The sequence below is a fragment of the Mesorhizobium sp. B1-1-7 genome, from assembly GCF_006442705.1.
GTDB lineage: Bacteria > Pseudomonadota > Alphaproteobacteria > Rhizobiales > Rhizobiaceae > Mesorhizobium > Mesorhizobium opportunistum.
The window spans coordinates 175,417-202,231 of sequence record NZ_VFWQ01000006.1; the positions used below are offsets into that span (position 1 = coordinate 175,417).

Annotated in this window: 26 protein-coding genes; 12 read left to right on the forward strand and 14 right to left on the reverse strand. The window is 64.4% G+C overall.

The window, feature by feature from the left end:
- Positions 1 to 71: 71 nt before the first annotated feature.
- The 7 genes from FJ978_RS12040 to FJ978_RS12070 form a co-directional block, all read right to left on the reverse strand.
- A complete protein-coding gene (locus FJ978_RS12040; RefSeq protein WP_140572288.1) occupies positions 72 to 1,376 on the reverse strand; it encodes a Xaa-Pro peptidase family protein in 1,305 nt (434 codons plus the stop codon).
- Positions 1,377 to 1,527: 151 nt separating this feature from the next.
- A complete protein-coding gene (locus FJ978_RS12045) occupies positions 1,528 to 2,496 on the reverse strand; it encodes a GlxA family transcriptional regulator (RefSeq protein ID WP_140572289.1) in 969 nt (322 codons plus the stop codon).
- A gap of 48 nt (positions 2,497 to 2,544) precedes the next feature.
- Positions 2,545 to 3,726, reverse strand: coding sequence for a PLP-dependent aspartate aminotransferase family protein (locus FJ978_RS12050; protein ID WP_140572290.1), 1,182 nt, complete (start codon positions 3,724 to 3,726; stop codon positions 2,545 to 2,547).
- Entirely contained in the window at positions 3,723 to 5,162 is a 1,440-nt protein-coding gene (locus tag FJ978_RS12055; RefSeq protein ID WP_140572291.1) for a pyridoxal-phosphate dependent enzyme, read from the reverse strand. The genes FJ978_RS12050 and FJ978_RS12055 overlap by 4 nt, the downstream gene beginning before the upstream one ends.
- 362 nt (positions 5,163 to 5,524) lie before the next feature.
- Entirely contained in the window at positions 5,525 to 6,859 is a 1,335-nt protein-coding gene (locus FJ978_RS12060) for an FAD/NAD(P)-binding protein (protein WP_140572292.1), read from the reverse strand.
- 40 nt (positions 6,860 to 6,899) lie between these two features.
- Positions 6,900 to 7,376 (reverse strand): Rrf2 family transcriptional regulator, encoded by a 477-nt coding sequence (locus tag FJ978_RS12065; protein ID WP_140572293.1) that lies wholly within the window; start codon positions 7,374 to 7,376, stop codon positions 6,900 to 6,902.
- A 485-nt stretch (positions 7,377 to 7,861) separates the two neighbouring features.
- Positions 7,862 to 9,064 (reverse strand): helix-turn-helix transcriptional regulator, encoded by a 1,203-nt coding sequence (locus FJ978_RS12070; RefSeq protein ID WP_246678111.1) that lies wholly within the window; start codon positions 9,062 to 9,064, stop codon positions 7,862 to 7,864.
- A 526-nt stretch (positions 9,065 to 9,590) separates the two neighbouring features.
- Here FJ978_RS12070 and FJ978_RS12075 point away from each other — a divergent pair.
- Positions 9,591 to 10,232 carry a LysE family transporter gene (locus FJ978_RS12075; RefSeq protein WP_140572294.1) on the forward strand — a complete coding sequence of 214 codons (642 nt, stop codon included), beginning with the start codon at positions 9,591 to 9,593 and terminating at the stop codon, positions 10,230 to 10,232.
- Positions 10,233 to 10,256: 24 nt separating this feature from the next.
- On the opposite strand, the gene FJ978_RS12080 is transcribed toward FJ978_RS12075, so the two are convergent.
- Positions 10,257 to 10,853: a hypothetical protein gene (locus tag FJ978_RS12080; RefSeq protein WP_246678112.1), complete on the reverse strand. Its 597-nt coding sequence runs from the start codon at positions 10,851 to 10,853 to the stop codon at positions 10,257 to 10,259.
- 117 nt (positions 10,854 to 10,970) lie between these two features.
- Positions 10,971 to 12,185: a YadA-like family protein gene (locus FJ978_RS12085; RefSeq protein WP_140572296.1), complete on the reverse strand. Its 1,215-nt coding sequence runs from the start codon at positions 12,183 to 12,185 to the stop codon at positions 10,971 to 10,973.
- A 591-nt stretch (positions 12,186 to 12,776) separates the two neighbouring features.
- On the opposite strand from FJ978_RS12085, the gene FJ978_RS12090 reads away from it, so the two are divergent.
- From FJ978_RS12090 to FJ978_RS12115, 6 genes are all read left to right on the forward strand, one after another.
- Positions 12,777 to 13,898: a helix-turn-helix transcriptional regulator gene (locus tag FJ978_RS12090; RefSeq protein ID WP_181176819.1), complete on the forward strand. Its 1,122-nt coding sequence runs from the start codon at positions 12,777 to 12,779 to the stop codon at positions 13,896 to 13,898.
- Positions 13,899 to 14,023: 125 nt separating this feature from the next.
- Positions 14,024 to 15,145 carry a helix-turn-helix transcriptional regulator gene (locus FJ978_RS12095; RefSeq protein WP_181176820.1) on the forward strand — a complete coding sequence of 374 codons (1,122 nt, stop codon included), beginning with the start codon at positions 14,024 to 14,026 and terminating at the stop codon, positions 15,143 to 15,145.
- Positions 15,146 to 16,110: 965 nt separating this feature from the next.
- Positions 16,111 to 17,124, forward strand: a complete 1,014-nt coding sequence (gene tauA / locus FJ978_RS12100) for a taurine ABC transporter substrate-binding protein (protein WP_140572299.1) — start codon at positions 16,111 to 16,113, stop codon at positions 17,122 to 17,124.
- Between the two features lie 213 nt (positions 17,125 to 17,337).
- Positions 17,338 to 18,129 carry a taurine ABC transporter ATP-binding protein gene (locus tag FJ978_RS12105; protein ID WP_140572300.1) on the forward strand — a complete coding sequence of 264 codons (792 nt, stop codon included), beginning with the start codon at positions 17,338 to 17,340 and terminating at the stop codon, positions 18,127 to 18,129.
- Positions 18,126 to 18,986 carry an ABC transporter permease subunit gene (locus FJ978_RS12110; protein WP_013892109.1) on the forward strand — a complete coding sequence of 287 codons (861 nt, stop codon included), beginning with the start codon at positions 18,126 to 18,128 and terminating at the stop codon, positions 18,984 to 18,986. Before FJ978_RS12105 ends, FJ978_RS12110 begins: the two co-directional genes overlap by 4 nt.
- Positions 18,987 to 19,006: 20 nt before the next feature.
- Entirely contained in the window at positions 19,007 to 19,195 is a 189-nt protein-coding gene (locus FJ978_RS12115; RefSeq protein WP_140572301.1) for a hypothetical protein, read from the forward strand.
- Positions 19,196 to 19,371: 176 nt separating this feature from the next.
- On the opposite strand, the gene FJ978_RS32775 is transcribed toward FJ978_RS12115, so the two are convergent.
- Positions 19,372 to 19,569 carry a hypothetical protein gene (locus FJ978_RS32775; protein WP_181176821.1) on the reverse strand — a complete coding sequence of 66 codons (198 nt, stop codon included), beginning with the start codon at positions 19,567 to 19,569 and terminating at the stop codon, positions 19,372 to 19,374.
- A 309-nt stretch (positions 19,570 to 19,878) separates the two neighbouring features.
- On the opposite strand from FJ978_RS32775, the gene FJ978_RS12125 reads away from it, so the two are divergent.
- The 4 genes from FJ978_RS12125 to FJ978_RS12140 all read left to right on the forward strand — a co-directional run bounded on the left by FJ978_RS12125 (position 19,879) and on the right by FJ978_RS12140 (position 23,008).
- Entirely contained in the window at positions 19,879 to 20,244 is a 366-nt protein-coding gene (locus tag FJ978_RS12125; RefSeq protein ID WP_140572302.1) for a septal ring lytic transglycosylase RlpA family protein, read from the forward strand.
- Between the two features lie 231 nt (positions 20,245 to 20,475).
- Positions 20,476 to 21,753: a polyhydroxyalkanoate depolymerase gene (locus FJ978_RS12130; protein ID WP_013892104.1), complete on the forward strand. Its 1,278-nt coding sequence runs from the start codon at positions 20,476 to 20,478 to the stop codon at positions 21,751 to 21,753.
- A gap of 245 nt (positions 21,754 to 21,998) precedes the next feature.
- A complete protein-coding gene (locus FJ978_RS12135) occupies positions 21,999 to 22,619 on the forward strand; it encodes a transglutaminase-like cysteine peptidase (RefSeq protein ID WP_140572303.1) in 621 nt (206 codons plus the stop codon).
- A gap of 146 nt (positions 22,620 to 22,765) precedes the next feature.
- Positions 22,766 to 23,008: a hypothetical protein gene (locus tag FJ978_RS12140; protein WP_013892102.1), complete on the forward strand. Its 243-nt coding sequence runs from the start codon at positions 22,766 to 22,768 to the stop codon at positions 23,006 to 23,008.
- A gap of 90 nt (positions 23,009 to 23,098) precedes the next feature.
- Here the strand turns inward: FJ978_RS12140 and FJ978_RS12145 are convergent, their stop codons facing one another.
- From FJ978_RS12145 to FJ978_RS12160, 4 genes are read right to left on the reverse strand one after another with little or no spacing between them, the layout of a single operon-like run.
- Positions 23,099 to 23,467 (reverse strand): helix-turn-helix transcriptional regulator, encoded by a 369-nt coding sequence (locus FJ978_RS12145; RefSeq protein WP_023779969.1) that lies wholly within the window; start codon positions 23,465 to 23,467, stop codon positions 23,099 to 23,101.
- A gap of 25 nt (positions 23,468 to 23,492) precedes the next feature.
- Entirely contained in the window at positions 23,493 to 24,038 is a 546-nt protein-coding gene (locus tag FJ978_RS12150; protein WP_140572304.1) for a Smr/MutS family protein, read from the reverse strand.
- Positions 24,038 to 25,144, reverse strand: coding sequence for a murein transglycosylase A (locus tag FJ978_RS12155; RefSeq protein ID WP_140572305.1), 1,107 nt, complete (start codon positions 25,142 to 25,144; stop codon positions 24,038 to 24,040). Before FJ978_RS12155 ends, FJ978_RS12150 begins: the two co-directional genes overlap by 1 nt.
- Before the next feature lie 22 nt (positions 25,145 to 25,166).
- The gene (locus FJ978_RS12160) at positions 25,167 to 25,877 is read right to left on the reverse strand and encodes a Tim44/TimA family putative adaptor protein (RefSeq protein ID WP_013892098.1); all 711 of its coding nucleotides are present in this window, start codon (positions 25,875 to 25,877) and stop codon (positions 25,167 to 25,169) included.
- A gap of 216 nt (positions 25,878 to 26,093) precedes the next feature.
- On the opposite strand from FJ978_RS12160, the gene FJ978_RS12165 reads away from it, so the two are divergent.
- A complete protein-coding gene (locus FJ978_RS12165) occupies positions 26,094 to 26,594 on the forward strand; it encodes an FxsA family protein (protein ID WP_140572306.1) in 501 nt (166 codons plus the stop codon).
- The last annotated feature ends 221 nt before the right edge of the window (positions 26,595 to 26,815 follow it).

Consider the following 26,815-nt stretch of genomic DNA (forward strand, 5'->3'; position numbering starts at 1 on the left):
ATGGGCAAGGCAGTCAAAGACCCTTCCGTATGCCGGCAGGACAGGAACGAGGCGCTCATTGGTTACCACCGTCAAACCTGCTTCTCCAAAAACTCGTCCTCATAGGGGAAGCGCGACAGAAGCTCCGTACCAGTCTCGGTGATCAGGATCTCGTCCTCCAGCTTGACGCCCTCGCGGCCGCCCTTCTCGCCTATATAGCTTTCCACGCTCACCACCATGCCTGGCACGATATGGCCGTCGCGGCCATAGGTCTCGTAATCCATGGCATGGGCAATGAACGGTGTCTCGCCATGCATGCCGACGCCGTGCATGACCGAGGTGTAGCGCTGGTCGACGAAACGGTCCGGGATCTTCCACGCCTTCTCGGCGATCTCGCGGAACGCCATGCCGGGTTTGACGATCGAAATGTTGTGCTGAACCTGGTCGTGCGCCATGCGGTAGAGCGACTTCTGGTAGTCGGTCGGCTTGCCCGGCCCGCAGCGGAAGGTGCGCGAGAAATCCGAATAATAGCCGTAGCAGCCGATCGTGTCGGTATCGAGCGCCAACAATTCGCCGGGCCGGATCTTGCGGCCGCTGGCCTCGTTGAACCACGGGTTGGTGCGCTGGCCCGACGTCAACAGCCGCGTCTCGATGAACTCGCCGCCCTGGCGGATCACCTCGCCATACATGATGGCGAACAACTCGTTTTCGGAGACGCCGGGCTTGATCGCCTCGCGCACCGCATAGACGGCAGCCTCGGCGCCGGCCATCGACACCTGCAGGCACTTCACTTCCTCCGGCGTCTTCACCGCGCGCACGGCAAGAATCTCGCCCTGGCAATCCTTGACCTCGCAGCCGCGTTTTTCCAGCGCCAACGCCTGCAGATGGCTGCAGCGGTCGAGCCCGAGCTTCATCGAGCCGCCGCCATGCTTCTTCAACAGTTCCGCGATCTCGTCGGCGAACGGACCGGCGGTCTCGTCGTCGCGGCCGGAGACCGACGACCAGACGAGCTTGGAAGGACGCGCCTCATCGATCGTGTCGAGCACCATCGAGACATGGTAGCTCTGCGGGTATTCGAACAGCACGATCGGCCCTTCGGTCGGAATGAAGAAATACCGGGTCGAGTTGCGGAGGAAATAACCGAACATGTTGCGCGAGCCGGTGGCGTAGCGCTGGTTGTAGGGGTCGAACAGGACGACACCGCCATAGCTCGCCTCGCGCATCCAGCCGCGCAGCTTGGCCAGCCGGCCTTTGCGCAGCGCATCCGCATCGATGAAGGACGGCTCGGTGTCCGACAGCCACATGCCGCCCGCCGGATCGGCCGCCGCGGGGTGGCGCATGCGATCCTTGAAGTCGACGTCCTCGGTGCTGTCGGGGTCGAAAACGACGATGCTCATGGGTGGCTGGCCTTGGGTGGGTTGCGAGGTGGGAGCATGGCGCAGGAGGCGTGGAAGGATTGTGCGGAAAACCGCGTGTGTTGCGCGGAATGCCGCTGGGCCAATGAGAGATGCTGTCCCGCTAACCTCTCATAGCGTCAGTGAGCGCAAACTAATGCCTCCGCGCCAGTTTCGGCGCGTGCCCATGCTCCTCGCGAAAGGCCCGGGCGAAGCTCGACATCGAGGCGAAGCCGCAGGCCAGAGCCACGTCGCGCACGGCGAGCGTCGAATGTGCCAGCAGGTCGGCGGCGCGTTTCAGCCTGAGCCGCCGGTAATAGCCATTGGGCGAGATGGCGAGTTCGGACCGAAAGCTGCGTTCGAGCTTGTCGGAGGAGACGCCGAGCCGCGCCGTCAGCTCCGCCATGCCGAGCCGCTCCTCCACCGCGTCCTCCATAATGGCGATCGCCGACAGCACCAGTTCGTTCTGCACGCCGGTGCGCAGCCTGAGCGGCATCAGCTTGCGGTCGACGCTGGAACGCAACTGGCTGTGCACGAACCATTCGGCGACGCCGGCGGCGAGTTCCGCGCCGTAATCCCTGGTGACGATCTCCAGCATCATGTCGAGGCTGCCGACGCCGCCGGCCGAAGTGAAGCGCTTGCGGTCGATGACATAGAGGTCGCGCCGCAGCTCGATGTTTGGGAACGCCTCGGTGAAGGCGGCCTGGCTGGTCCAGTGCAACGTGCAGGCATGGCCGTCGAGCAGGCCCGCGCGGGCGAGGAAGAACGCCGCATCCGCCACCGCACCGATATGGGCGCCATTGCGCAGGCTGCGGCGGATCCAGCTCGCGGCGTCCTCGGCAACCAGATGATCGGCATCGCCGCCCGAGCACACCACGATGCGGTCGACCTTCGGCGCGTCCTCCGCGTAAAAACCCGGCTGGATGACGACGCCGTTCGAAGCGTCGACCGCCCCTTTCGTGCCGCCGACGATGATCCAGCGATAACACTGCCGCTTGGCCAGCACATTGGCGGCGCGCAGCGGCTCGATCACCGAGCTGAACGCCATCATCGGAAAGCCGGGAAACACCAGCACCGCGAAGGTGAGGGGTTCGGTGGGTTTCGGAGGTTCGCGCGTGGCCATGGGCGCTACAATTCGGGCAGATGGTGTGCGGGGTCAACCGGGGATGGGCTATCCCCCCAGCGCCTGATCCAGATCCGCGATCAGATCATCGCCATCCTCGATTCCCGCCGATAGCCGCACCAGCGAATCCGATATGCCGATCTCTGCCCGCTTCTCCGACGGGATCGATCCATGCGTCATCAGCGCCGGGTGTTCGATCAGGCTCTCGACCCCGCCGAGGCTTTCGGCCAGCGTGAACAGTTGCGTGCGTTCGAGGAAGCGTTTTGTCCCGGCAAGATCGCGGTCCAGCACGACGGTGATCATGCCGCCGAAGGCGTACATCTGCTGGACGGCGATGGCGTGCTGCGGGTGGCTGGCGAGGCCGGGATAGATGACGCGGCGTATGTCCTTGCGGGCTTCCAGCCACTGCGCGATCTTCAGCCCGTTGTCCGAATGCCGTTCCATCCTGAGCGCCAGCGTCTTCAGGCCGCGCAGCGCGAGAAAACTGTCGAACGGGCCCGATATGGCGCCGATCGCGTTCTGCAGGAATTTCAGCTGGGCGGCCAGCTCCTTGTTGTCGCCGACGACGGCGACGCCACCGACCATGTCGGAATGGCCGTTGAGATATTTGGTCGTCGAATGGACCACGATGTCGATGCCGAGTTCCAGCGGCCGCTGGATATAGGGGCTGCAAAACGTATTGTCGGCGACCGAAAGGATGCCCTTGCGCTTGGCCAGTGCGGCGACGCCTTCGAGGTCGACGATGCGCAGCAGCGGGTTGGTCGGCGTCTCGACCCAGAGCATCTTGGTCTCCGGCCGGATCGCGGCCTCCACCGCCGCAAGATCGGTGAAATCGACGAACGAGACCTGCAGGCCGGCAGAGCGCTTGCGCACCCGCTCCATCAGCCGGAAGGAACCGCCATAGATGTCGTCGGTGGCGACGATATGCGCGCCGCTATCGAGCAGCTCCAGCACGGTGGCGATCGAGGCCAGCCCGGAGGCGAAGGCGAAGGCCGCCGAGCCGCTTTCGAGGTCGGCCACGGCGCGCTCGAAGGCAAAGCGCGTCGGGTTCTGGCTGCGGGCATATTCAAAGCCCTTGTGCACGCCGGGCGACTGCTGGCCATAGGTCGAGGTAGCGTAGATCGGCACCATCACGGCACCTGTCAGCGGATCGTGGCTCTGGCCGCCATGGATCGTGCGCGTCGAAAAAGCCAGTCGGTTCTTGCCCGATGGCGAGGGATTTGCAGTCATCGTGCGCGCCTCAAATGGTTGATCAAGTCGATGCGGGTAATCAGGCCGACGAACTCGTCGCCGTCGAAGATGATGGCGACCTCATTGCGGTCGAACACCGGCAGCAGCGCATCCAGCGTCTGGCTGGCCTGCAGCGTGTGCAGGTTGGAAGTCATCGCCGTGCGCACCGGCATGTTGAAGCGTTCCCAGCGTCCGTCATAGGGACCGTCGACATGAGCAAGAATATCGCTTTCGTCGACGATGCCGACGAGCTTGCCATTGTCGAGCACCGGCAACTGCGAGACATCGGATCGGCGCATGCGGCCATAGGCGTTGAGCAGGCTTTCGTCCGGCCCGATAGAGACGGTGTCGCCGGTGCGATGCGTGCGCATGACGAGGTCGCGCAGATCGCCATGCTGTTCGTGCTCGGCCAGCCCCTGCTCGGCCAGCCAGAAATCGTCGAACACCTTCGACAGATATTTGTTGCCGCTGTCGCAGACGAAGGTGACGACGCGCTTGGCCGTCGTTTGCTCGCGGCAATAGCGCAAGGCCGTCGACAAAAGCGTGCCCGACGACGAACCGGCCAGGATCCCTTCCCGGGACAAGAGGTCACGCACCGCCAGCATGCTCTGCTTGTCGGTGATCGAATAAGCCTTTTTGACCAGCGACAAATCGGCATTGGGCGGCACGAAATCCTCGCCGATGCCTTCCACCGTCCAGCTGCCGGCCTCTTCCATCTTGCCGGTCTTGATCAAGGGCGCCAGCACCGAGCCGACGGGATCGGCGAGCACCATTTCGGTCTTCGGGGAAACCTTGGCGAAGTAACGGCCAAGGCCGGTCAGCGTGCCGCCCGAGCCGACGCCGACCACCACCGCGTCGACATCGCCATCAAGCTGCGAAAAGATTTCCGGGCCGGTGGTGGTTTCGTGGGCCAGCGGATTGGCCGGGTTGGCGAACTGGTTGGCATAGAAGGCGCCGGGCACCTCGGCAGCGATCTTCTCGGCCATGTCCTGGTAATATTCGGGGTGCCCCTTGCCGACATCGGAGCGCGTCATGCGCACCTCGGCGCCCAGCGCGCGCAGATGCTGGATCTTTTCACGCGACATCTTGTCGGGCACGACCAGCACGATGCGGTAGCCCTTGGGGATGCCGACCTGGGCAAGGCCAAGGCCGGTATTGCCGGCGGTCGCCTCGACGATGGTGCCGCCCGGCTTCAGCCTGCCCTCCTTCTCGGCTGCGGCAATCATCGACAGCGCGATACGGTCCTTGATCGAGCCGCCCGGATTCTGGCTTTCGAGCTTGATGAACAGCCGGCACTTGCCGGTATCGAACTTGGTCAGCTCGACCACCGGCGTCTGGCCGATCAGGTCGAGAACCGATTTATAGGGCGAACGCAGACGGGATGTCGCGCTTTCCGAGAGGTCGCTGTCAGGCGCGGCGATCTTGTGCTTGCTCATATCGAAACTCCCTGATCAAGCGACCGCCTCGCAGGCTGGGCGGCAGCGTAGCCTCTTTTCCGGCCGTTTACAGTCGGAAAGAAGATAGAACGTGCCAATCGGCCGGCCAGATAAGGAATGAAATTCCGGGTCTGGCGGTGGCGTACACCAGCCTCCCAATCCAACGATTGGCGGGACGCACCCCCCTCTGTCCTGCCGGACATCTCCCCCGCAAGGGGGGAGATTGGCCGTCATCTCGGCTTTCGCCTATCTCCAACGGCAAAAGTTGGGGCCACCAGAGAAGCTGCCGATCTCCCTCCTTGCGGGGGAGATGGCCGGCAGGCCAGAGGGGGTGCTGTCCCGCCGGCATCAAGAGGTTTGTCTCAGCCTAAGAGCCGCTTGCTCAGCCGCGCGCACTGCACGCGGATATCGGGGATGGCGTCGATTTCGAAGAAAGTGCCCCTGGTCAGCGGGCCGACGGCGAGGATCTTGGCCGAAACCGTGCCGTCGCTGGCGACGATCTCGCAATTGGCCGACACGTCGAGGCCGATGCGCAGCGGGTCCGGCCGGGCCAGCCCGCGGTCGACCAGCGAGCGCACCACGCTGTTCGACGAGGTCGAGATGTCGCGCACGATGCCCGAGCAATCATAGATGCGGGCGACGTCGAAGGTCTCGAGGCGCTGCGTGTGGCGCGACTGGACCTTGACCGTGAACTCCGCGCCGCGTGCGATGTCGATGACGCGTCCGGCAACCAGCCGGATGCGGCCGGACTGCACGGCCTGCGTCACCCGGGCGTAGACTTCGGGCGCCATGCGGTGGCGGTGGATGTCCCACCACGCCTTGGTGTGCTCGACGAAGCGGCGCTTGGCCGAGGATGGCCAGTTCTGCCAGATCGTCTGGTTGAACGGCCTGAGGCCGTCGACCACGTCGCGCCAGTCGACGCCGGCCTTCTGGTTTTCCTTGATCAGCTTGCGGAACCAGCCGACGAAATAGGAAAGCTGGGTGCCGAGCGGGATGTCGGCGACGTCGAGCTTGATCGGGTTGCCCTTGCGGTGCGGCGAGGGCAGCAGGCCGCGCCGCGACACCGCGACGATGTCGCCGCGATGGCCGCGCTGTTCCAGCGCCAGGAACGCATCGACCATGCTGAGGCCGGTGCCCAGCACCATGACGCTGCTGTCGGGGGCGAGCGCGGTGTCGGCTTCCGAGCCCATCCGGATCGCATGGCCTTGGGCCGGCTCCTCGTCATGGCCGGTGGCCAGCACCGCAAGATGGGCGACGACGCTGGTGCCGTTGGCAAGCGCGACCTCGACGCCGGACGCGGTGGGGGTGATCGACAGGCTTTCCTCGCGGATCAGGCGAAGCCGCCCCGTCTCAAGTTCGCGGGCCTCTAGCTCGTCGAGCAGTTCGCCGAGATAACGCGCATAGACGCTGCGCGGCGCATAGACCGGCGCCTGGTCCTGGGTGGCAAGGCCGCGCTCCAGCAGCCAACGCCAGAAATTGCCGGGATCGTCGGCATAGGCGCTCATGCCGGCGGCGCTGACATTGAGCACATGCGCCGACAGCAGCGTGGAATAGGCGATGCCCTGGCCGAAATGCGGGCGCTTTTCGACCAGGGTCACGCGCAGATCGGGATTGGGCGATTTCAACAGATGCGCCGCCAGCACGACGCCGCTGGCGCCGCCGCCGACGATGATGATGGAATTGGCGCGCCCGCTCATGCGCGTTCCAGCCCCATGCGAACTGTCAGGATGCGAACTGTCAGGCCTGGATCTTGACCGCGACTGCAAGGTCGTCGCTGCCCGTCGCGTCCGCAAGGTCGTCGAGGCCGATGTCGCGCATTTCGGCCAGGCTGCGCTGGTCGAGCACCTCGGCGATCGCCTGCCGGACCTCGAGCATCAGATGTCGGACTTGGCATGTCGCCTCGTTGCAGTCTTCACAGCGCTGATATTGTGTGCGGCTGGCGCATGGAATCGGCGCCAGCGGTCCGTCGAGCACGCGCACGACGTGGCCGATCTTGATCTCGTCGGCCGGCCGCGCCAGGCGATAACCGCCATCCTTGCCCTTGCGGCTCTGGACGAAGCCGGCATTGCGCAGCTCGCCCAGGATGGCGTCGAGGAATTTCTTCGGGATGTTGTTGCCGGTCGCGATATCGCCGACGAAAGCGAGCTGTCCGGCCGGCATCCGCGCCAGGTGGACCAGCGCCTTGAGGCCGTACTTGCCTTTTTTGGTGAGCATGAACCGAACGTTTCTCTGTCATGCGATGGCTTCGAGCCATCCGTTGCGAAACGCCTGGCGTGCCTCCCCGCCGCGTCCAAGCATCCATGACACATAAATTCTAGTGACATGATATACAAGCCGAGAACTGTTGATCTTGCTTCGTTTTCAAGCCGTTTCGGCCATTTTAATCGGCTTTTGTGCTCCTGGGAGCACAGAAATGCGGCTTGCGTGCCCAGAGGCCCGCGGCTGGAGCCCGGCGCCGCCGGCGATCGCCGTGATAGGGTCGGTCTGGCCTCTCATCGTCGTCTCCAGCCCTCTATGTCGATAAGATTACTATACATAGCCTCCGGTACGTGGAACGGGTTGTCAAATCACAAGCCATTTGAAGCATGGATTTGCCTCCTGTTTGCCAAATTGGGAATTCTCCCCTGCAATTGCGGCATGAAGGTATCGGCTATCTTCGGCTGGTCATCCCGTGATCGTGCCCTCCCAGGTGCGAATCGTCAAAGCGGCGATGCCAGCGATGCGACAAGCCTGACGAGATCGACCTGGCGGCGAACATCGGTCTTCTCGAAAACGTGCAGAAGGTGGGTCTTGACCGTCGCGCTCGCCAGGCCGAGGGCCTTTGCGATCTCGCGCTGGGTGCGGCCGGCGACGATCAATTCCACGATGCGAACCTCGGCGGGGGTCAGGCCGTAGAGGGCCGCGAACGCATCGAAGGGAAGACTTATCGGTCTGTCGACCGGGGCGACGAAGAGGGCTGCTATCGCCCGCCGGAACAGGCTGGGACGACTTTCGCGCCGTTTCAGCGGCAGGACATGAATGATGCGCGGCTCTCCCGACAGGCCACGTGTCGGAAAACCGGTGCCGCCGCGGCGCCCGAGCGCGGCCTCGTTGCCGGCGGCCTGGGCGACCGCGTCCTCTATCGCCGACGAGATCGCGGGCGAGGCGTCCGAGACGACAAGGCGGCCATTGCTGACCTTGATGGGATCCTTGCGGGCCAGCATGGCCTCGGCGACCGGATTGGCGTGGACCAGGGTCATCAGTTCATCGACCAGCACGACGCCGACCGAGAGGCCGTCCAGCACCGACGACACGTTGGCGGCGGCTATCGATTGCAGTTCGAGCAGCTGGCCGATGGCGATGGCGCGCCGGAAATGCGGGGCCAGGAGACGCAAGGCGTCGAGTTCGGCGCTTCCGACGATGCCGGCCGTCTCATGCCGTCCGAAGGAAAGCGTGGAAACCATGCGCGCATTGCGCTCCAATCCGATCGCGACCGCGTCGACCACCCCTTGCGGCTGGGCCCATTCGAGAAAATAGCGGCTGGCGACAAGCGCGGCATCCGGCACGGCCTGCGACTGCGCGATCGGCTCCTCGAGCGGATATTGCTTTACCTTGGTGTCGCCACCCCAGAGATCGACGAGGTCCTGGCCGTAAGCGGGAAGCTCGCCGAGCTTCACCGAATCGATGCCGGTCGCAACGCCGAGCGTAACCTCCCCGCCCGGAAGCGGATACACGCCGAGAACCGCGTAGCAGAAGTCCAGCTCGGTGCGGATGCTTTCAACCACCGATTGCCATCGCGCCGGATCGAGGACGCAATCGTAGATCCTGCCGATGAGTTCCGAAATGCGCTCCGCCGGATAGGAGCGGCCAGTCATGTCGCCAGTCATGCCGGCCCACACGGGTTGACGGTCACTGTCAAGCATCGCGTGCTGCTGCGCCGACATCGCTTCAACGGGATCAATCCCTCGTTCGAGTTTTGCGATTTGCTGTCTGAAGTCGACGCGGAGGTGGGGGGCACACCGAAAGCCAACTGAAAGTCAGTAGAAAAAAATAGAAGTTGGGAGTCAAGCCTAATCCAAATGGTGGACGCCGGGATGCCTGTTTTGTGATTGAGTGCGCCGGCTTGAGGTTGAACTGAGTTCAAGGCACGTGACACGCATCGGGAGAATTGCATTTCTCCGCCGCCAGTAATGCGTCGGCACATCAGCCAGGTCTTGAACGCTACGGGACGGAACGGCGTCTATGCGCAGACACATTATATCTAGCTAATACTTGGAGAGAACTTCAAGACGACGTGCTTGTCAGCCCCGCCAACTGCCGTCTTACCCGAAGAACATCGAAGCAGCTCGCGAAAGCGGGGCGCCCGTTGCCGGCCTTGGCCGGCATCTGGCCAGGGTGTCGCCTGGCCGGGAATCCCGACGACGTGCGGCCAAAGGAAGATCTGTCGGCATGTCCTGCGCAACGGAACTTTTCCTGAGTGCGATGCGTGGGGCCTTGCTGGGTTTCGCGGTCGCGGCTCCCATCGGTCCCACCGGCCTTTTATGCGTGCAGCGCACGATCGCGGGCGGCATCGCACCGGGTCTGGCGACCGGCTATGGGGCGGCGACCACACACTCGGTCTATGCCTCCATTGCCGCGGCCGGGCTTGGGGCGGTGGCGCATATGCTGATCGGCTGGCACATGTTGCTGCAGCTCTGCGCGGGAATGTTCCTGCTCTACATGGCGGTGACGGCGGCGCGGCTGACGCCGTCGCTGGACGCTGGCCAGCAGCGGCGCATGCCATCGGGCCGGGCCTATGTGACAGGGCTGTTCTGGACGCTGGGCAACCCGATGACGCTGCTAGGCTTCTTCACGCTCACGCCCGGGATATTGGGAGCCGGCATCCCGTCCTGGGAAAGCCTGGCCATTGTCTCGGCCGGCGTGCTGCTCGGCTCGGCGGCCTGGTGGACGACGCTGACACTGGCCACCAACCATCTGCGCAAGCGGCTCAGCGCGCGCGGGCTGCGCACCGTCAATCTCGTCTTCAGTTCGGGCCTGTTGGTCTTCGCGCTGTCGCTGCTGGCAAGCGCGCTGCGGCTGGAGTTGCTCTAGCGGCGGCTGCATGCGCGTGCCGCTTCACGGCTTCGCCGCCTTCTTCGGCTGCACGGTCATCGAGGGTGCATCCGGCGGCGGGGCGGCCTCGTCAGGTTTCTGTTGCCCGGCGACGGGTGTGTCGGGCGCTTGCGGCGCTCCTGAGGTGAGGTTGACCGACACGCCGTAGATCTTCCACTGCCGGTTCGCCGGTTCGAACAAAAGCTCGAAATTGACCTGCATTGGCACCGACGGGAAAAACCCAGCCATGTGCAGCATGCCGCTCGGCTCGATCTGCGGCAGCAAGGTCAGTTGCGGCTCGAGCACCGCGACGGCGCCGAAGTCGAGCCCCTGCTTGCGCTGGCTGGCGAAGATGTCGCCGAGTTGGGCGGCACTGTTGGCCTGGAAATTCGGCGAGCCGAGATCGCGCAGCACCGTGTAGTTGCCGGTCTTGTTGGCCTGGTCGAGCGCCAGCAGCGTGCCCCGCATCAGGATCAGCACGCCGTTGCGGTCGATGTTGGCCGGGCGGGCGGCATGGACCTTGTCGCCCTTCTCCGTCTTTTTGGCCTGCGCCACCGCAGCGCCCTGGGATGCCGCCAACAGTCCGAGCGACAGCAAGCCTGTCGCGGCGGCCCGCGCCATTCGCCTGACCGATGAAGATTGCGGGTGCTTCATGTGGCCTCTGGAGTTTGCCCAAGATCGAGCCGCCAGCGGCTTTTTCAAGCCAGCCCCCTCGCACCTCGGATCATGCCGACCGCATCAGTTCAGCGTCCATGACGCCCCGACGCTGACGCCGACATCGCCATGGCTGGTGGTGGCCGACAGAGCGGCGTTGAGGCGGAAATCCTCGCTGGTGTTGTAGCCGAGGCCAAGCGCCAGGCCGGATTGACCCTTGAAGTGGCCGAAGCCGCCGGCGAGCGACAGTTTTTCAGGCCTGTCGTCGTAGCGCAGCCCCGCCGTCGCCAGCGCCAGTGCGATGCCGGCACGCGCTTCCGTGCGGTTTTCGCTGATCTGGTCGCCGAGATCCTGGAAGCCGGCCTCGAGTGCGCCGATGCGGCCGTCGAGCTGGGTGATGTTGGTGGTGTTGGTCGTTACCCGCGTGTCGAGGTCCGCGATCTCGATCGTGTGCAGCGCAATCGCGGTGGTGTTGTTGGCGATGCGCGTTTCGTGATCGGCGAGTTCGCTCGTGTGGCTGCTCACAGTGCTGTTCAGCGTGCTGATATCGCTGCTGTTCTGGGCGACCTGTGCCGGCAGGTTCGCAAGCGTCGCCACATCGAACGTCGACGCCGCCAGATTGCCGGTGCTGTCCGTCGTCATCAGATAGGTAGGACCGGCCTGCGCGGCCTTGCTTGCCTGCGAAGCGACGCCGGTCAGCGTGTAGGTATTGAGGCCATTGCCAAGCATGACCTGGTTGTCGCGCGTCGTCGTTGCGCCCACGCCGATGGCGATGGAGTTGTCATAATTGGCCGTCGCAGCGTCGCCGAGGGCAATTGCATTCGCGGCATTTGCCGTAGCCCCGTTGCCAACGGCCGTGGCATTGCCGCCGTTCGCCTGGGCCGAGCTGCCAAGGGCGGTGGCGTTCACGGCATTCGCCTGGGCCGCGGTGCCGAGGGCGGTGGCATTGGCCTGGTTCGCCCCGCCTGCGCCGGCCTCGGCCCCAGTGCCGATGGCCGTCGTGTTCGCATTGTTATAGTCGGTGGTCAGGCCGCCCGCCTTCGTGTCGAAAACAAGCCCGCCTGCGCCGGCGTTGACGCCGAGCGCCACGCTGTTGTCCCCGAAGGCACCCGCGCCATTGCCCATCGCAACCGAGAGAGTGCCATTGCTATTGGCGGATCTTCCGCATGCGGTGCCGCCGGATGACGTCTGCGCGAAAGCCGCTCCACCATCCTGACCATTGAAATCCTGGCAAATGACTCCTGCCGCGCGCGCCGTGCCGGGCGCGAAGGCGACGAAGCCGGCAGCCACGACAGCCATGATGGCTGGGGCCCCGAGAGCGGGCACTTGGGAGGATGCCGCGCGCACGAAAGCCGCTGTTGCGGCAGACATCGATGCAATGTGTTGTCGCAGAGGACGCGTCGGCGTCACAGTTCTGATCCTTGTCCCGGCAATGGCGTCTTCCGGTATGCTCGCCCGTTCGCTCGTTTCCGCAATCACGCCCAAAGCCCTCGCCTCATTGCCAAATGATCAACCAAGTCTCGCCGGCTCGCGGTCCCGCGCGATGGCCAGGCCGGTGGAGAGGCTCCGGCCATGGCTGGGCTGAAATAAAGCAGTGCGCTACCGACCGTTCGTGCTGTCGTCCCCGACAGCAGTCGCCTTGCAAAACACCGATGCCCTCGAATTCCGCGCAGGACCGCAGCACCCGACGGGCGCAAACGGACACAAAGAAAATGCCGCGTCTTCCACCATTCGGTGGATAGCGACGGCCAAAGCCCGATGGTACCGCCAAAGACTGGATCACCATCTCCCTTGTGAGATGACAGGGCTTGCCCGATCCGGATCATGCGTTCATTTTGCTGCCATGCAGCAAGGGATGGTGCGATGCACTCTGCTTTCTCGATGGCCCAGTTGTCCGAACTGATCGGGCTGATCTACGACGCCGCGATCGATCCCGCGCGCTGGCCCGTCGCGATCGAGGAGATGCGCATCGCGCTTGGCTTCGGGACCGCCGCCATCCGCCTGCAAGCGTTGCCGTCGGGCGAGGTGCTGGTCAACGTAACCAGCAACATCCCGCAGCCCTATGTCGACCAGATGGTCAGCTACGGCGCTGAAATCGTCGAGCTATGGGGTGGCATGGCGGTGGTGGGCTCGCTGCCGATGGATCGGCCGGCGGTGTTGAGCCAGCTCAATCCCAACCTCGACACCACGACGAACCGCTATTTTGTGGAGCTCGGCAAACCGCAAGGCATGATCGATTCCCTGGCACTGCCGCTCGCGCGGGATGGGCGTGGTCTCGGCTCGCTGTCCTTCAGCCGCCATGTCGATGCCCCTCCCATCAGCGATCTGCAGATCGAGGCCGCCCGCTTGTTGATCCCGCATCTGCAGCGCGCCGCGACGATCAACCGGCTGCTGGACATGGCGGCGATGGCCCGGTCGACCTTCGAGTCGGTGCTCGACACGCTGACGGCACCGGTCTTTCTCACCACCGCGGATCTGCATGTCGTGCATGCCAATCCGGCAGCGCATGCGATTGTCGCCGGGGGCGAGCTGCTGAACATCCGCAACGGGGTTTTGACCCCCAGCGTTTCCGCCGTGTCCAGCGCGCTGGCCGTCGCGGTATCCCAGGCAGCGCAGGACGAGAGCGCCATCGGCCGCAAGGGGTTGGGAGTTCCAATGCGCTGGCGCGACGGCTCGGCTGGAGCCTTGCATGTCCTGCCGCTGCGCCCGGGGCGCGGGGCGTTCGATGCCAGCGTGGTCGCCGCGGTGTTTGTGGCACGCGCGGATACACCCTTTGTCGCGCCGACCGCGCTGGTCGCCGCGCTGTTCGGCCTGACGCCGGCTGAGGCGCGCGTCTTCGAGCAGATCGCGGCGGGCCGCACGGTTGAGGAGACGTCGGATGCTCTCAACATCGGCCGCAGCACGGTCAGGACGCATCTGCTGCGGCTGTTCGAGAAGACCGGCGTGCGGCGGCAGGTCGAGCTGGTTCAACTCGCCGCGTCGCTCGCATCGCCCGTAGCCGCCAGCGTCTGACCGGCTATGAGCAGGCGACAATCTCCATCGGAAATTGGAGACTTGCCCAATACGGATCATGCGTTCAATTTTTTTGCAGTGCGGCAAGGGTGGTGGCGATGCGTTCTCCTCTCTCGATGGCTCGGTTGTCCGAACTGATAGGGCTGATCTACGACGCCGCGATCGATCCCTCGCGCTGGTCCGTCGCCATTGAAGAGATCCGCATCGCGCTCGATTTCGAGAACGCGGCCCTCAACCTGCAAGCGTTGCCGTCGGGCGAAGTGCTGCTCAACGTGACCAGCAACATGCCTCAGGACTACGTCGACCGGATCGCGGACTACGCCGTTGACATTACCGACCAGTGGGGTGGGCTGGCGGTGCTTTTGGCGCTGCCGCTGGATCAGCCCGCGGTGATGAGCCGCGTCAATCCAGGGGCGAGTACGACCAACCGCTACTCGCTGGAGTGGGCCAAACCGCGGGGGTTGGTCGATGTCATGGGGCTGGGGCTCGCTCGCGACGAGCATGGTTTTGGGTCGCTGGGCCTTGGCCGCCACGAGAGCGTGGAGCCGATCGGTGACTATGAGATCGAGGCCGCCCGATTGTTGATCCCGCACCTGCAGCGCGCCGCGACGATCAACCGGCTGCTCGACATGGCGGCGATCGCCCGGTCGACCTTCGAGACGGTGCTCGACACGCTGACAGCACCGATCTTCCTCACCACCGCGGATCTGCGTGTCGTGCATGCCAACCCGGCGGCGCATGCGCTCGTCGCCGGCGGCGACCTCCTCAACATCCGCAACGGCGTTCTCACCGCCAGCGTGTCGGCCGTGTCCAGCGCACTGGCCGTCGCGGTATCGCAGGCGGCGCAGGACGAAAGCGCCATCGGCCGCAAGGGGCTGGGAGTTCCGATACGCTGGAAGGACGGCTCGGCCGGAGCCCTGCATGTGCTGCCGCTGCGTCCGGGGCGTGGAGCGTTCGATGCCAGCGTGGTCGCGGCGGTGTTCGTGGCCCGGGCCGATACGCCCTTTGTCGCGCCAACCGCGCTGGTCGCGGCGCTGTTCGGCCTGACGCCGGCCGAGGCGCGCGTCTTCGAGCAGATCGCAGCCGGCCGCACGGTTGAGGAGACGTCCGATGTCCTCGACATCGGCCGCAGCACAGTCAGGACGCATCTGCTGCGGCTGTTCGAGAAGACCGGCGTGCGGCGGCAGGCGGAGCTGGTTCAGCTTGCCGCGTCGCTCGCCGCGCCCCTAGCTGGTATGGCTCCATAGGCAGGCCGACCCGCAAGCCAACCTGCTCGATCACGCTGGCCAGCGACGCCTTCTTGATCTCCAATGAGATTTTTGTCTTCGCGCGTGCGGCGGGACCGAACAGTTCCGCTTCACAGACGTAAGTGGCGGCGCGTGGATGGGTTGCGTGCCGCTCGCCCCCAACATAGGGGCAGAGCGTTGCTCGAGCGCACCGTAGTTACTCAGGCTTCCCAAGCCAAAAGAGCTTTTCTTTTTCCTCATTGCTTAGTGAATCGTAGGAAAACCTATGCTCTATCCTATGATGTGCGGCGTGATCCGAGTTTTCATATTTCCAGACCGGCATCCAGCCTCTTGGCGTGTATAGTATTCCCAACTTCGCGTTCCTATCTAACCTCGCTTCCTGCGTTTTTCGAAATAGCTCGTTGATGTTCTCTGTTAGTTGAGCCAGATCTGCCGCAAACAATGCGCCATTCTTGTCTGGTGAAACGAAATAGTCGACATTTTCCCTAGCAGAAGCTACACGATGTATTACTATACATCCTCCGCCGGGTTGCTCGCATATTACGACTAAACCTCCGTTTCCATCGGGCGCAAATTCAGCTAACAAATTTTCTATCGGCATCATCTACCCTTTTTCTTTACGGACACCACGTCCAGCTGACTGAAGTTCAATGACTTCCGCTAGCGCTGCCAGGCGGGAAACCAACGTTCCGCCATTGGCGGTAGGCCACCACAAAAGGGATTTCGCGTCGTCCACCGTTCGGTGGACAGCGGCGGCTCAAGTTCGATGATTTCGCTGCCCGAGGCAGTGCCGCGATGTGACGACGGGCGCGCCACAGCCGCCCTTTCCGCTTCGGCACCGCACCACCGATAGCTTTTTTCCAACAAATCTGCCTTCGTTGGAAGGATTTAACTCTACAAGAACGATAGAATTAGCTGACTATCATGGGGCAATCCGGTTTTCTCGTGTTTCATGGAGCCCTTTGATGTCCACCATTTCGCGACGCATCCTTCTCCTGTCGTCGGCGGCCCTTGCCGGCGCCGCCTTCCTCGGTCCGGCCATGGCGCAGGATCTCAAGATCACCATCGGCTATCAGACGGTGGTCGAGCCCTCCAAGGTGCCGCAGGCCGACGGCGCCTATGAAAAGGCGACCAAGGCGGCAATAGACTGGCGCAAGTTCGATTCCGGCGCCGATGTCATCGCCGCGGTCGCATCCGGTTCCGTAGACATCGGCTATGTCGGTTCGAGCCCGCTGGCGGCGGCGGCCAGCCGCGAACTGCCGATCCAGACCATCTTCGTCGTCGGCCTGATCGGGCAATCCGAAGCGCTGGTCGCCCGCAACGGCGCCGGCATCGAGAAGGTCGCCGACCTCGCCGGCAAGAAGGTCGCCGTTCCGTTCGTCTCGACGACGCATTACAGCCTGCTCGCCGTGCTGAAGCATGAGAATGTCGATCCGAAATCGGTCGAGATCCTCAATCTCAGGCCGCCGGAAATCGCCGCCGCCTTCACGCGTGGCGACATCGACGCGGCCTATGTCTGGGATCCGGCGCTCGGCCAGATCAAGACGTCGGGCAAGGTCGTGGTGGACTCTTCGCAGGTCGCCGCCTGGGGCGCGCCGACCTTCGACGCCTGGATCGTGCGCACCGACTTCGCCGAGAAGAACCCGGAAGCGGTGCGCGGCTTCGTCAAGGTGACCGGTGCTTCCTATGCCGAGTACCTCGCCAAGCCGGAAACCTGGTCGGCGTCGTCGCCGCAGGCCGAAAAGATCGCCAAGCTCACCGGCGCCAAGCTGGAAGAAGTGCCGGAACTCCTGAATGGCTATGTCTTCCCGACATTGGAAGAGCAGGCCTCCGACAAGTTCCTCGGCGGCGGCACCGTCAAGGCGATCGCGGCGGCGTCCGCTTTCCTTAAGGAGCAGGGCAAGGTCGACGCCGTGCTGCCGGACTATTCGAAATACGTGACATCGAAATACGTCACCGAGGCGCAGGCCTCGAACTAGAGCAGCCCACCGTTTAACGGAAACGGTGAACTGCTCTAACTCTTTGTTTTGACGCAATTCCGGACGGAAAGCCGCTTCACACTTTTCCTGGAACTGCTCTAGCGCTCAACCAGACACGCGCGCTTCTTCCCGACGCTGCGTGTTGCCTGCCCCGAAACCGCTGATGAAATGGATTTCGGGGCGGGCGGATTTCCCTCAAATTTGCGAGGACCCATGCCGCATCTCGTGCTCGACCCCCATCTCGTACTGGACAAGGTCTCGGTCCACTATGACGGCCAGCCGGCACCAGCCGTGGAGCGGGTGTCGATCGACGTCGCCAAGGGCGACTTCGTTGTCCTCGTCGGCCGTTCCGGCTGCGGCAAGACCTCGCTGCTGAATGTCGCGGCCGGCCTGGTCGCGCCGGCGCGCGGCACGGCCACGATCGATGGCCGTCCGATCACGGCGCCCGGTTCGGACCGGGCGGTGGTCTTCCAGAACGATGCGCTGTTCCCGTGGCTGACCGCGCGCGAGAATGTCGCCTTCGCCCTCAGGCTGCGTGGCGTGCAGCCGGCGGAGCGGGCACGGCGCGCCGATGAGCTTCTGGCGCTGGTGAAACTCGACGGCGCTGGCGACAAGCGCATCTGGGAGCTTTCCGGCGGCATGCGCCAGCGTGTCGGGCTGGCCCGGGCGCTTGCCGCCGAACCCGAATTCCTGCTGCTCGACGAGCCGCTCGGCGCGCTCGATGCGCTGACGCGCGAACGCATGCAGACGACGCTGCTCGATCTCTGGACGGCAAGCGAGGTCGGCGTGCTGATGGTGACGCACGGCATCGAGGAGGCATTGGTGCTCGCCACCCGAATCGTCGTGCTGGCGCCCGGACCGGGCCGCGTGGTGCGGACCTTCGAGCCCGGCTTCTCCAGGCGCTACGCGTCAGGCGAGGCCATCCGCGCCATCAAGGCCGATCCGGCCTTTGCCGAGGCGCGCGGCGAACTGACCGACGCCATCTTCGAAGGAGAGACGGCATGACCATTTCCTCCTACAGCGAGCGGCCCGGCTCCCGCATCGAGGAGGCTGACGGCCTGTCGGTGCCGTGGTCCAGGCCGAGCCCGAAACGGACGGGCGTCTCGGCCCGCATCGTCAGCGCGGTCACCATCCTGGCGGTGCTGGCTCTATGGGCGCTGTCGGCCCGGCTGCAGCTGGTGTCGCCGGTGTTCCTGCCCTCGCCGCTCGCCGTGTGGAACAAGTTCATCGTCGTTATCCGAGACGGCTTCGTCGACGCGACGCTCGCCCAGCATGCCGTCGCCAGCCTTGGCCGGGTGTTTGCCGCGCTGATCGCGGCCATCCTCGTCGGCGTGCCGGTTGGCCTCGCCATTGGCATCAGCACGGTCGGACGCGGCATCTTCGATCCGCTGCTGGAATTCCTGCGGCCGATTCCGCCGCTCGCCTACTTGCCGCTGGTCATCATCTGGTTCGGCATCGGCGAGCCGTCGAAGATCCTGGTGATCACCATCGCCATGCTGGCGCCGGTTGCATTGTCGACCGCCTCCGGCGTTCGCGGCGTCTCGCAGGAGCGCATCAACGCTGCGCGCTCGTTGGGTGCCACGCATGCGCAAGTCGTCCGCCACGTCATCCTGCCCAGCGCGCTGCCCTCGATCCTGACCGGCCTGCGCATCGCGCTCGGCGCCGGCTGGTCGACGCTGGTCGCGGCCGAACTGGTGGCGGCGACGCGCGGGCTCGGCTTCATGATTCAGTCGGCCGCCCAGTTCCTGGTCACCGACGTCGTGGTGATGGGCATATTGGTGATCGCGGCCATCGCCTTCGTGCTCGAATTCACCATCCGCAGGATCGAGCGCGTGTTCGTCCCGTGGGCGGGACGCGAATGAAAAGCGAAAGGAGAACGACGATGACCCATTCCACCGCCGTGCTGTTCGCCCATTTCGGCAATTGGCTGCTGGGCCTTGCGTCCAACGACGAGGAGGCCAGGCGTGACGCCCCCCGCTCGCCGGCGCCCGTCCGGCTCCAGCCCGGGCGCGACCGCCTGCCGCCACGCGACGAAAGTTTCTACTGGGCCTGGCAATATTGGTCGCAGTGAGAGAGCAGGATGCGCTGACCGGCTGTTCGGTTAGGTCCGTCTTGCAGCGGCTGCGCGACTGGCGAGCGGCTTCCCCCACTCCGTCTCGGCTTCGCCGAGCCACCTCTCCCCCGTCGATCGGGGGAGAGGTGTCGAGCGCAGCTCGACGGAGTGGGGGTCGACCCTTTCGTCGCAACTCACCCCTGCCGGTTTGCCCATACCAGCCCGCCCAGGCCGACCAGCATGGCGGCGATGCCGATATAGAGCCATTGCGACTGGCCGGTCATGAAACTGCCGCCGACCATGCCGATGCCTTGCAGCGACCACAGCGCGCCGATGGCCAGCACGATCAAGGCCAGCAGATTTTTGGCCAGCAGATTTTTGGTCGGTCTCATTGACGGATCTCGCTTTCCCAGTCGATCGCTCGTGGCGCCGTGACCACGATGAAAGAGCCAAAGGAAGTGGCTCAATCCTGACGATTTCTACTTGGAGATTAATCCCCGATATTGTCAAACGGATCTCGGATAGCAGCGAAAAGATCATCGCGAATTGATCAAATCTCGCCAAGAAATCCCTGACAGACTGTTACCCGGCGACTCCAAACGTGTGCTCTTGCCATGGAACTGCCAGATGACTGCCGCATTTCCTGCCTTATTTCGCACCTAACGGCTGGGGTCTGTCAAAAACGGAGCCTTCCCCCAAATATGAAGAACACAAAACAGACCGCGCTTGTCGCGGTAACGATCGCTGCTGGCCTGTTGGTCGGCGCTTCCGCAACTTCGGCGACCGCTGCCGCTCAGTGTGGCCGTGCCTCGTGGTACGCCCTGCATTCCAGGACCGCATCGGGCGAGCGCATGAACCCGTCGGCGCTGACCGCGGCCCACCGCACGCTGCCTTTCGGCACCAAGCTGCGGGTGACCAACAAGAACAACGGCCGCAGCGTGGTCGTGCGCATCAACGATCGCGGCCCGTTCATCAAGGGACGCGTGCTCGACCTGTCGAAGGGCGCGGCCGGCCAGCTCGGCTTCATCGGCTCCGGCCACACCGCCGTCTGCATGGCACGCGTTTGAGATATCTGGGTCCGGCACAGGCCGGGCCCAGCAAGACCCCCGCCTTCGCAGCCGCACACTGAGCCGGCTCGCCCCGTTCAGGGCCGATTCCCAAGCCTTGGACGAAAGAAGGGCATAGATCACGCCACGTGACGTATTGCATCGCAGCAATTAGTTGTTAACTTCGCCGCGAGACATTTAGGCTCGGCGCGGCTCGTCGTCCCTTCGGTCGTGGCAGCAGCGGGGTTCTCGATGTTCTACCAGCTCTATGAAATGAACCACGCCGCCTTGCAGCCCGCGCGTCTTTACGCCGACGCGGTGCGGCTGTTCTATTCCAACCCGCTCAATCCGTTTTCGCATACGCCCTGGGGCCGTTCCATCGCGGCAACCGCCGAACTGTTCGAGCGCACCACGCGCCGCTACGGCAAGCCGGTCTTCGGCCTCGACAAGACCGTGGTCGACTGGAAGAGCGTCGCGGTCGCCGAAAAGACCGTCTGGTCGAAGCCGTTCTGCAATCTCGTCCGCTTCGAGCGCGCGGTTCCCGCCGGGCGCCGGCCGGATCCGAAGCTTCTGATCGTGGCGCCGATGTCGGGCCATTACGCGACGCTGCTGCGCGGCACGGTCGAAGCCATGCTGCCCTACGCCGATGTCCACATCACCGACTGGGTCGATGCCCGCATGGTGCCGCTGTCGGACGGCAGCTTCGATCTCGACGATTATATCGACTACGTCATCGATATGCTGCACACACTCGGTCCGGACACGCATGTGATGGCTGTATGTCAGCCTTCCGTGCCGGTTCTGGCCGCGGTGGCGCTGATGGAGGCCAAGGGCGATCCTTTCGTGCCCTCGACCATGACCCTGATGGGCGGCCCGATCGACACCCGCCGCAACCCGACCGCGGTCAACCTGCTGGCCGAGGAAAAGGGCATCGACTGGTTCCGCGACAATGTCGTCATGCAAGCGCCCTGGCCGGTGCCGGGCTTCGGCCGCGAGGTCTATCCCGGCTTCCTGCAGCTCTCCGGCTTCATGAGCATGAACCTCGACCGCCACATCATCGCCCACAAGGACTTCTTCATGCACCTTGTGAAGCATGACGGCGACAATGCCGAGAAGCACCGCGATTTCTACGACGAATATCTGGCGGTGATGGACCTGACGGCGGAATTCTACCTGCAGACGGTCGACACCGTCTTCGTGCGCCATGCCTTGCCCAAGGGCGAGATGACGCATCGCGGCACGAGGATCGATCCGTCCGTCATCCGCAACGTCGCTTTGTTTACCGTCGAGGGCGAGAACGACGACATTTCGGGCCTTGGCCAGACCAAGGCGGCGCAGGATCTGTGCGTCAACATCCCGGCCGACAGGAAGGCGCATTACATGCAGCCGGCGGTCGGCCATTACGGCGTCTTCAACGGCTCGCGTTTCCGCTCCGAGATCGTGCCGCGCATCGTCGATTTCATCACCAGCTATGGCCGCCAGACCCGGGTAGCGGTCAAGCCGAAGCTGGTCCGCACCGCCAAGCGATAGGCAATCGCGGCAAGACCGTTGACCGGTTTTGTCTCCGCAACGACTTCAAAAGACGAAAAAAAGCGGCGACGGCCGCCGGAATCCGGACCAATAGGCGCAAAGGCCGGCCACAAGCCCGATTCTGTTGCACAATAGACGCTGTTCCTCCCCGCGGGTAACCATGCTGCAAATCAGACTGTCGTCGTAATTGACACGGACTGTAAATCGCCCTTAACTTTTCGTTAACAACAGGGTGAGCGGGGACAATGAATTCCTCAACGATGGCGCGAAGGCTGCGCGCGTGCGCGGCAGCAGCCGGGCTGGCGGTAACGGGAGGCTGGGTGGCGCCGGCTTTGGCGGCCGGAGCAATGGCGACGGGGGGTCTTACCTCGCAGCCGATCGGCCACTACGATTTCTGCAGGCTGCATCCCGGTGAATGCTCGATCCGTCCGCCCAGGCTGGCGCCTGCCGCCTTGACCGACGGCTTGATGCGCAAGCTGGTCAATGTCACCTCCAGGGTCAACGCCGCCGTCAAGCCGATGAGCGACATGGATATCTACGGCAAGGACGAGGTCTGGGCCTATCCCGACAAGGGCGTCGGCGATTGCGAGGACTATGTCTTGGAAAAGCGCCGCCAGCTCTCCCGCATGGGCGTCTCGCTGGCCAACCTCCTGATGACCGTGGTGCGCAAGCCCGACGGCGAAGGGCACGCCGTGCTGACGGTGCGCACCGACGGGGGCGACTATGTGCTCGACAATCTGACCGACAAGGTCAGGCCATGGGACCAGACCGGCTATCGCTTCCTCAAGCGGCAGGCAATCGACAACACCGGCCGCTGGGTCTCGATCCGCGGTGGCCAGCAGGTCCTGGTCGGGTCGGTGCAGTAGGTTTCGCGGCCCTCCTGGGTGGTCGCACGCGTTGCTTCGTCATCCTAGGGCGCGAGCCGTTACAAAAATTTCCGCACCTCCATGAACCATTTCGGTCCGGCCGGCGACACACAGCCGTGAACCGAAACCAAACATGGAGACTTCAAATGACTGCTTTTCTGCGTAACACCCTCCTCGCCGCCGTCGCGCTGTCGGGCCTGGCCGGATCCGCTCTGGCTGGCCAGACCGTTCCAAGCTGTGCCAACACGCAAAACAACGACGTTTGGGCCGGCCGCTGTTGCGGCGCCGGCACGTCGGAATGCCTGGGCGGCGGCAATGGTGGCCGTGACCATCAAGGCAATGGCGGCAGGGGCGGCAATGGCGGCGGCAGCACTGCCGGCAAGAATTGATCTCGCTACAGCGCCCGCCGGCTGTCGCCGGCGGGCGCTGTTTTGCGTTGGGACGAATGCCCAGTCGCCTCGGTATCCCTGCAAAGCCCGCTACGGCCGTCTGCCGAGCGCCGCGCGGATCGATGCGGTGATGTTGCGCAGCTCCGCCTCGTCGAGCTTTTCGATGTTCTCGGCCAAAAGGTTGGCGAGCTCGGTGGCGGCCGGGCTCAGGCCCGACGTGTCGAGCCTGACGCGCGGATGCGAGGCCTCGGCCAGCCGCGCCAACTCCTCGGCATCGTCCCAGATGATGTTGAAATAGCCGATGATCTTCTGGATCAGCGTCCAGGTCGGCGCGCCGCGCCGGCCATGCTCGAGCGCCGACAGATAGGCCGCACTGACGCCGATCGCCGCCGCCATGTCCTTCTGGCTGACGCCGCGCTCGCTTCGGAGCGCCCGCAGCTTTTCGCCGAACGGGGTCATGCGCCAGGCCTCGTGGCTTCGGGCCTCACGTGCGCGCCCGCCGCAGCCTGATATAGAGCGCGCCCGAACCGCCATGGTTGCGGGCCGCATGGTCGTGGCTGGAGACCAGCGGCCGGAATGCCGGCGTCGACAGCCAGGCCGGCACCGCGCGCCGCAGCACGCCATCGCCGCCTGAGGACGACCCCTTGCCGGTGATGACCAGCACATAGCGGATGCCGCCGGCATGTGCCCGGTGCAGGAACGAGAACAGCAGCGAATAGGCCTCGTCCTGCGTCATGCCATGCAGGTCGACGCGGCCCTCGATAGGCAGCCGGCCCTTCGACAGTTTGTCCAGCGTCGGGTCGTCGAGGCGGTGCGTGACATGCTGTGCCTTCGGCTTTGCGGAACCGGCGGCATTGGTGGCGGGCTGGGCCGGTTGCGACGGCGTCGGCCTGGCTTCCAGCGCAATGTCTGGAATGTCGACGGCGGTTCTGCCCTTCAGCGGCTTGGCTGAGCGCGCCACCAGGTTCCACAGCACGCGGTCATCCTCGCTGAGCTTGTTCTCATGCGGTTTATCCGGGCGCTTGCTCATCACGCGCCCTCGACCAGCGGGCGCGGCACCAGTGCAAAAAAGTCGGCGGCGTTGCGCACCACGCCGGCGATCTCGCCGGCGGCATCGCCCGAACCGGCGAACAGATCGCCGCGCGCCGGCCCGGTGATGGCCGAGCCGGTGTCCTGCGCGATCATCAGCCGCCGGAACGGTCTTTTGTCGAAAGCGGTGAGCGTCGGCGCGTCGATGTAAAAGGGCGTGCCGAATGTGTGCAGCAGCCGGTCGACGGCAATCGATCGGCCGGGCGTCAGCGGCACCTTGGCGGCGGCGATCGGGCCAAGGCTAGAGTCATCCACCGCTGCCTCGCGGAAGAAGATGTAGGAGCGGTTCTGCCACAGGATCTCGTCGACGCGGTCCGGATGCGCCTTGAACCAGGCGCGGATCGACTGCATCGTCACCTCGGCGAGCGGGATTTCGCCGAGCTCGCTCAGGATCTTGCCAGGCCCGGTGAAGCGCTGGCCGGATTTGGCGGCATAGGTGACGCGGCAAAGCCGGCCGTCGGTCATGGCAAGCCGCGCCGCCCCCTGCACATGGATGAAGAAGGCATCGACCTTGTCGGCCAGCCAGGCGATCTCCAGCCCTTGGCCGGCGAGCGCACCGCGCTCGATGGCGCCGCGGTCGAAATATTCAGCCAACCCGTCCGGGAGCCCGCGAGCGAAGGCCAAATAAGTATCCATCCCGTCAGGCCGGTTGGCGTCGTCGACATCGACGAGATCGGCCGGCCGCGACATGAGCGGCACGGAAAAGCGCTGCGTCCGCACTGGCGACGCCTCGACCTGCGGCTCGTAGAAGCCGGTGACGAGGCCGGTCTCGGCCCGCACCAGCATGGGGACGAAATGGCGTTCGAAGAACGTGCGGGCGAAGAACGCGCGGGCCTGCGCCCCGCTCGGCGAAGAGGCGCCGCGTGCATCGGCATAGGCCTCCGCGAAAGCGCCGAAATCGACGCCGAGCGCACCGCTCCGGTAAGGCTTGGCCAGGACGTGGAAAGCGGAACGGCGAAAGGCCTCGAACGCCGGCAGATGGTCGTCGTCGCCCCAGCCGGGGAGATCATCGAAAGACTTTGCCGAAAAGAGAGGCGATAGCGACACCGGAGCCCGCCGTTGTTAGGGCTCAGTCTTCTTCTTCGGTGGCGACGAGCTTCCAGTTCGGATCGCGCGAGCGCGTGTCGCGGGCGAAGGTCCAGACGTCCTTGACCTCGGCCACGGTTTCGGGGTCGCCGTCGATGACGGTGCCGGCCTTGTCGCGCGTCGCCGAGATCAGCTCGCTGATGATGCGCAACGTGACATGCGCCTCGCCGCCCTTCATCTCGGCCGACACGATATCGGCCTTGTCGATGCCGACGAAGGACGACTGGATCTTCTCCGACTTGGCCTCGCGCTCGCCGATCGCGGCGACGAAGCCGTCGAAAACCTCGCGCGACAGAAGGTTCTTCAGCGTTTTGCGGTCGCCATCGGCATAGGCCATGACGATCATCTCGTACGCCATCTTGGCGCCGTCGACGAAACCCTTGGGATCGAAGGACGGATCATTGTCCTTGATCGTGCGCAGGCCCTTGTTGAGGTCGGTGTCCGGCTTGGCGAAGGCATCGATCGCCGCATAGGCGTCGGGTGCTGCCGGCTCGCCCGGCAGCCGCTTGCGCGGCAGCGACACGACGTTCTCGGGCTTCTGGGCGGCGTCCTTGTCGCCGGTGCGCGCCGCCGTATAGGGATCGAAAGGCGGCCGCTCGCTACCGGTCCGACGGCCCAGCACATTGCGCAGCTGGAAGAAGATCACCACCGCCGCGATCAGGAAGAAAATCGTGCCGAAGTCGAAGAATCCCATATCTTCCGCCAATCAATCCCTGCCTCGTGGCCGGACCGCCCGGCCCGCAAGCCCACGGTCGCATAGCGTTCAACATTCAAAGCATATAGAACGCAAGGCGCAATCATTCAAATCAAAGGCAGGCATACCTATCTAACAGCCCTAGTGCCAGCGGCGATTGGTCGCCAGCGGGCAAAACATCGAAAACGACCAAAACCACCGAAAGATTGGCAAGACTTGCGCATTTCGCTGCTTCCCCTTTTTCTTCTCGCACTTCCGCTGCTGGAAATCGCCGGTTTCGTCGTCGTCGGCCGTGAGATCGGCGCGCTGGCGACGGTCGGCTTGGTGCTGGCCTCCAGCCTCGCCGGCGTGCTTTTGCTGCGGCACCAGGGTTTCGGCGTCATGTCCCGCATCCGCACCGAGATGAACGACGGCCATGATCCCAGCCGCCAGCTCGCCCATGGCGCCATGATCGTGGTCGCCGCGATCCTCCTGATCATCCCGGGTTTCATCACCGACATCATCGGCCTGCTGCTGTTCCTGCCGCCGGTGCGCGACCTTGCCTGGAGCCGGCTCAAGGGCCGCATCGTCGTCGCCACCAATTTCTCGACCGGCGGTTTTCGCGGACGCCAGCGCGACAAGGTCATCGACCTCGACGACGGCGACTATTCGCGCGAGGACGATTTGAAGCGCGGCCCGGATCACAATTCGCCCTGGCGGCGGCTCAAGGACGATTGAGACAGCGGCTGCAGCGTTCTGATTTGTTATGAACGGCCAGCGCCGCCCCAGCCAGGCTCCTTCCTCTCCCTCCGGAGGGGGGAGAGGTGGCTCGGCGAAGCCGAGACGGAGTGGGGGAACCACGTGGCAAGCGCCACGAACGAATTGAAAAGGGACCAAGGCGCAAGCATTGCCCGCCTTGCGCCAACGTCGACCCCCACTCCGTCGAGCTTCGCTCGACA

Excerpts from the sequence above, each read along its gene's own strand:
- FJ978_RS12110 (WP_013892109.1), top strand. The coding sequence starts at position 18,126 with ATGACCATTTCCTCCTACAGCGAGCGGCCCGGCTCCCGCATCGAGGAG.
- FJ978_RS12060 (WP_140572292.1), bottom strand. The coding sequence starts at position 6,859 with ATGAGCGGGCGCGCCAATTCCATCATCATCGTCGGCGGCGGCGCCAGC.
- FJ978_RS12115 (WP_140572301.1), top strand. The coding sequence starts at position 19,007 with ATGACCCATTCCACCGCCGTGCTGTTCGCCCATTTCGGCAATTGGCTG.
- FJ978_RS12085 (WP_140572296.1), bottom strand. The coding sequence starts at position 12,185 with ATGGCTGTCGTGGCTGCCGGCTTCGTCGCCTTCGCGCCCGGCACGGCG.
- FJ978_RS12105 (WP_140572300.1), top strand. The coding sequence starts at position 17,338 with ATGCCGCATCTCGTGCTCGACCCCCATCTCGTACTGGACAAGGTCTCG.
- FJ978_RS12130 (WP_013892104.1), top strand. The coding sequence starts at position 20,476 with ATGTTCTACCAGCTCTATGAAATGAACCACGCCGCCTTGCAGCCCGCG.
- FJ978_RS12040 (WP_140572288.1), bottom strand. The coding sequence starts at position 1,376 with ATGAGCATCGTCGTTTTCGACCCCGACAGCACCGAGGACGTCGACTTC.
- FJ978_RS12135 (WP_140572303.1), top strand. The coding sequence starts at position 21,999 with ATGAATTCCTCAACGATGGCGCGAAGGCTGCGCGCGTGCGCGGCAGCA.
- FJ978_RS12160 (WP_013892098.1), bottom strand. The coding sequence starts at position 25,877 with ATGGGATTCTTCGACTTCGGCACGATTTTCTTCCTGATCGCGGCGGTG.
- FJ978_RS12065 (WP_140572293.1), bottom strand. The coding sequence starts at position 7,376 with ATGCTCACCAAAAAAGGCAAGTACGGCCTCAAGGCGCTGGTCCACCTG.
- tauA (WP_140572299.1), top strand. The coding sequence starts at position 16,111 with ATGTCCACCATTTCGCGACGCATCCTTCTCCTGTCGTCGGCGGCCCTT.
- FJ978_RS12050 (WP_140572290.1), bottom strand. The coding sequence starts at position 3,726 with ATGACTGCAAATCCCTCGCCATCGGGCAAGAACCGACTGGCTTTTTCG.
- FJ978_RS32775 (WP_181176821.1), bottom strand. The coding sequence starts at position 19,569 with ATGAGACCGACCAAAAATCTGCTGGCCAAAAATCTGCTGGCCTTGATC.
- FJ978_RS12055 (WP_140572291.1), bottom strand. The coding sequence starts at position 5,162 with ATGAGCAAGCACAAGATCGCCGCGCCTGACAGCGACCTCTCGGAAAGC.
- FJ978_RS12150 (WP_140572304.1), bottom strand. The coding sequence starts at position 24,038 with ATGAGCAAGCGCCCGGATAAACCGCATGAGAACAAGCTCAGCGAGGAT.
- FJ978_RS12070 (WP_246678111.1), bottom strand. The coding sequence starts at position 9,064 with ATGCTTGACAGTGACCGTCAACCCGTGTGGGCCGGCATGACTGGCGAC.
- FJ978_RS12125 (WP_140572302.1), top strand. The coding sequence starts at position 19,879 with ATGAAGAACACAAAACAGACCGCGCTTGTCGCGGTAACGATCGCTGCT.
- FJ978_RS12045 (WP_140572289.1), bottom strand. The coding sequence starts at position 2,496 with ATGGCCACGCGCGAACCTCCGAAACCCACCGAACCCCTCACCTTCGCG.
- FJ978_RS12145 (WP_023779969.1), bottom strand. The coding sequence starts at position 23,467 with ATGACCCCGTTCGGCGAAAAGCTGCGGGCGCTCCGAAGCGAGCGCGGC.
- FJ978_RS12140 (WP_013892102.1), top strand. The coding sequence starts at position 22,766 with ATGACTGCTTTTCTGCGTAACACCCTCCTCGCCGCCGTCGCGCTGTCG.
- FJ978_RS12075 (WP_140572294.1), top strand. The coding sequence starts at position 9,591 with ATGTCCTGCGCAACGGAACTTTTCCTGAGTGCGATGCGTGGGGCCTTG.
- FJ978_RS12080 (WP_246678112.1), bottom strand. The coding sequence starts at position 10,853 with ATGGCGCGGGCCGCCGCGACAGGCTTGCTGTCGCTCGGACTGTTGGCG.